This window comes from Pseudomonadales bacterium, from assembly GCA_013215025.1.
In the GTDB taxonomy this organism is placed as follows: Bacteria; Pseudomonadota; Gammaproteobacteria; order Pseudomonadales; family DT-91; genus DT-91.
In genome coordinates, this window is the sequence record JABSRR010000218.1 from 1 (window position 1) to 3638 (window position 3638).

6 protein-coding genes are annotated in these 3638 nt (G+C 43.4%); 5 read left to right on the forward strand and 1 reads right to left on the reverse strand.

Annotation, left to right across the window (positions count from 1 at the left end):
- Positions 1 to 86 precede the first annotated feature (86 nt).
- The 5 genes from HRU21_12005 to HRU21_12025 all read left to right on the forward strand — a co-directional run bounded on the left by HRU21_12005 (position 87) and on the right by HRU21_12025 (position 3242).
- The gene (locus HRU21_12005; protein NRA43013.1) at positions 87 to 494 is read left to right on the forward strand and encodes a hypothetical protein; all 408 of its coding nucleotides are present in this window, start codon (positions 87 to 89) and stop codon (positions 492 to 494) included.
- A 376-nt stretch (positions 495 to 870) separates the two neighbouring features.
- On the forward strand, positions 871 to 1170 hold the full coding sequence (locus HRU21_12010; protein NRA43014.1) for a hypothetical protein: 300 nt from the start codon (positions 871 to 873) through the stop codon (positions 1168 to 1170).
- 144 nt (positions 1171 to 1314) lie between these two features.
- The gene (locus HRU21_12015) at positions 1315 to 1818 is read left to right on the forward strand and encodes a GNAT family N-acetyltransferase (protein ID NRA43015.1); all 504 of its coding nucleotides are present in this window, start codon (positions 1315 to 1317) and stop codon (positions 1816 to 1818) included.
- Positions 1819 to 1927: 109 nt separating this feature from the next.
- Positions 1928 to 2698: an acyl-ACP--UDP-N-acetylglucosamine O-acyltransferase gene (lpxA, locus tag HRU21_12020; protein NRA43016.1), complete on the forward strand. Its 771-nt coding sequence runs from the start codon at positions 1928 to 1930 to the stop codon at positions 2696 to 2698.
- A 208-nt stretch (positions 2699 to 2906) separates the two neighbouring features.
- Positions 2907 to 3242: a YegP family protein gene (locus HRU21_12025; protein ID NRA43017.1), complete on the forward strand. Its 336-nt coding sequence runs from the start codon at positions 2907 to 2909 to the stop codon at positions 3240 to 3242.
- Positions 3243 to 3372: 130 nt separating this feature from the next.
- On the opposite strand, the gene HRU21_12030 is transcribed toward HRU21_12025, so the two are convergent.
- A partial coding sequence (locus HRU21_12030) for a hypothetical protein (GenBank protein NRA43018.1) occupies positions 3373 to 3638 on the reverse strand: 266 nt, incomplete at its 5' end.

Consider the following 3638-nt stretch of genomic DNA (forward strand, 5'->3'; position numbering starts at 1 on the left):
TCATAACTTATTATTATCTTTTTACATGTTGAGCTATTGCTTTAATTAATACTGCTAAGTAGTATTAATTAAAGCTTATTATATTTATGCAAAAATATCTTATCTACATCGTTTTATTTTTATCTTTTTTAAGCACCTCGCTTTTGCCGTTTGTACTGTCTGCATTTATGTTATGGCTACCTATTGAAAATTCTTTTGCTTACATATTAGTTGTGCTTCTAGGCATTGCGTTTTTATTACAGGCAGTAGGATTAATCTATATTTTCAAGAAAAAAATTATCGGCCTACATCTTTTTTCCTCCGTCTTGATCTTTGCAATTCTTGGTCATTTTTTTGATAGCATCATTATCATGTTAGACAATGGCTTTGACGGTACTTGGTTAAACACGATCGAAAAAATCATTTTGCCTATTTTTGCACTATGGTTTTTCTATGTCAGCGACGCTAAAGAATTTTTTCAGTTTAGAGGTAGTGAAAATAATGAGTCAATGTAGTAACTGTTCTTCAAATATAACGTTTATGTCTGTTTTAAACACACTGAATCCTATAAAGCTGAAATGTACAAGCTGTAAAAGCTCAATACATTTAGAAAAAATTTCAGCCTTTCTTAGTGCAGCAATATTACTTATTTTTGCATTTGTGGTTATCGGTCAATATTACGGCTCACCGGGCTTCTTAATAAAAGTTTTATTACCAACTGCTTTAGCAATTGAGGTTATTTATTTTCTGCTCATCAGGTTTTCGATTATTAAAATAACCGCATCAAAATAAATACATAACCAGAGTTACTATACAGTAATAGCTGCGGTATTGTTTTAGTAAGGTTTGAAGATCCAAAACTTTTTATTCAATAACAACTTTGATTTATAAATGATGAAATATCTATATGTAGTATTTATGTTCACTTTAAGCGGTTGTGCGACATGGTTTCCTGCATCTGTACAAGAAATTGAAGAGGGCACTTATATGATTAGTGCCTTTGGCAATAGCTTTGCTTCGCAAGAAGGTATGAGTGAAAAAATTCATAAAAAGGCTGATTCTCTTTGCGCCGGCAATGGATATGAAAAAGTTGTTGCAGAAGACACAAAATGGACACATCAAAAAGACTACTCTACAGGCATGACAGAGTCATTCAAAACGATGTCAATGACCATATCGTGTAATAGTTAGTTTGAGTATTTACTGACTTATTCAGTTTCTATAACATTTTTTGAGACGTTTACTGCAGCGCAGCAAGCTGAAGAAATTAATCAATTTTGGCCAGCCACCGATTACCAGCCTGACAAACTTTGTTAAACGCGAGCTGGCTTTAATATGCAATTACGTCTGGCTGCCCCAGCGGATGCAGCTGAAATTTGCGCCTTATTAAATCGCGCCTATCGCGGCACACAGGGCTGGACCAACGAATCGGCCTTGGTGGCCGGCAAACGAGCCAGTGTTGAGGATATTAGCCAGAGCATCGGCGCAGCAGATTCACGGTTTTTAGTATACAAAGCTGCTGGGACTATTCTGGCTTGTATATGCCTTGATCATCAGCCGCCAGATGTTTGCATAGGCAGTTTTGCAGTGTCTCCTGAGCTGCAAGCTGCGGGCCTTGGCTCTGCGGTACTTAAGGCTGCCGAGCAATATGCACGGCGCAGTTTTCAGCCGAGCCAATTCTTACTGTCGGTATTATCAACCCGAAGCGAGCTTATTGCCTTTTATCAGCGCCGTGGCTACGCACTTACTGGCAACCGTATTGCCTTTCCTGCACACTTAGATGTAGGCACGCCATTGCTGGAATCGCTAAGTTTGGATGAGCTGGCAAAGCCGGCCTAGGGTTTTGTCGCTTGCCAGTCGTGGTGGAGTGTATTGGGCTGGGTTATACTGCTAGGCTATTACGCCATTTCACAGCAAGAACAAACAAGCACACAGTAAGAAGCCCCGTATGATTCATCCCACTGCCGTTATCGACCCCAGCGCCACCTTAGCCGACACGGTAAGCGTTGGCCCCTATGCCATTATCGGTGCTGATGTGAGCATAGGCGCCGGCAGCCATATCGGCGCGCATACGGTGATTCATGGCCCTACAAAGATTGGGCAAGATAATCAGATACATAGCTTTTGCTCGATTGGCGATGCTCCGCAAGATATCAGCTTCGACCCCAGCCAAACTACCTACCTTGAGATAGGCGACCGCAATACTTTTCGTGAGTATGTGAGTATTCACCGCGGCGCGGCCAAAGACGACTATGTGACGCGCGTAGGTAGCGATAACCTGCTGATGGCCTATGTGCACGTGGCGCACAACTGCCAGCTGGGCAATCATATTATTATGGCCAACAGTACCGACCTATCTGGCCATGTGATCATCGACGATTACGCCACGATTAGCGGCGGCTGCGGCATTCATCAGTTTTGCCGGATTGGCCGCAATGCGATGATTGGCGGGCTGGAGAAAATTACCCAAGATGTGCTGCCGTTTGTGATGTATGCCAAGGGCAAGGCGATTGGCATCAATAAAGTGGGTTTAAAGCGCCGAGGCTTTGACGCTACTAGTATTCAGCAAATTCAGCGCGCTTATAAATTGATTTATCGCGCCAATATTCACCGTGACGATTTACCCGATGCTCTGCGCTCACTGGCCCAGCAGGGCGGCGAAAGCGCGATTGAGACACTGATTGAAGCACTACAGCAATCTACCCGTGGGCTCGCCTAGCTGTTTGAACAAGCCTATTTTGGCTTTTCACTTTTCTTCGCCCAATTTTCTGCTATATAAAGTTTAGCGCTGTCGTGCTGGCAGGCATTCAGCGTGACTGGGTTCACCCGCATGACCTAGCGGTTGCGCTACATTTTTCACATCATCAACGCTTACGCGACTGCAGCGTCGCCTTGCGTTGCAACATAGCACATCTAGGAGGTGTTATATGTCAGGACATTTTGAAGTGTATAATGATAAGGCCGGTGAGTTTCGTTTTCGCCTCAAGGCCTCAAATGGGCAGAATATTTTGGCCAGTGAGGGTTATAAGGCCAAAGCCAGCTGTATGCATGGTATTGAATCGGTAATGAAGAATAGCTGTGACGATGCCATGTTTGACCGTAAAACCACCGCTGGGGGGAAATTTGCATTTAATCTTAAATCGGGCAATCATCAAGTGATTGGCACCAGTCAGTCATATAGCTCTGAGTCTTCTCGCGATAACGGCATTGAATCGGTGAAAATTAACGCACCTTCTGCCTCTATTTCTGACCTTACCCACTAACATTATCTTTAAGCTAAAGCGTTGCAGTATGCTGCTGAGCGCTTTGCATAAACATGCTGTGCTTACAATAAATATCGCGTTAATCGCTTTTAAACCCTGACACAAAAAAGCCTGCTATGGAGCGGATAGACTATGCCGCGCTTGTATTTTTATGTGTAGCGCTACTCATCATTTCAATTGCCAAATCCGCAATTGCCGCCGAGCCGCCACTTTTGCCGAGCTTGGCTTTTATTTGCGCCAATTCTTGCACCATGGTATTGCGATAGCTGTCGTTATCTAACAGCTGCATAACTTCTGCTGTTATGGCGTTGGCATTCGCCTGCTGCTGAATAAGCTCTTTGATAATCAGCTTTTGCGCAACAATATTGACCAAGCCTATGTGCTCGATATTGATCA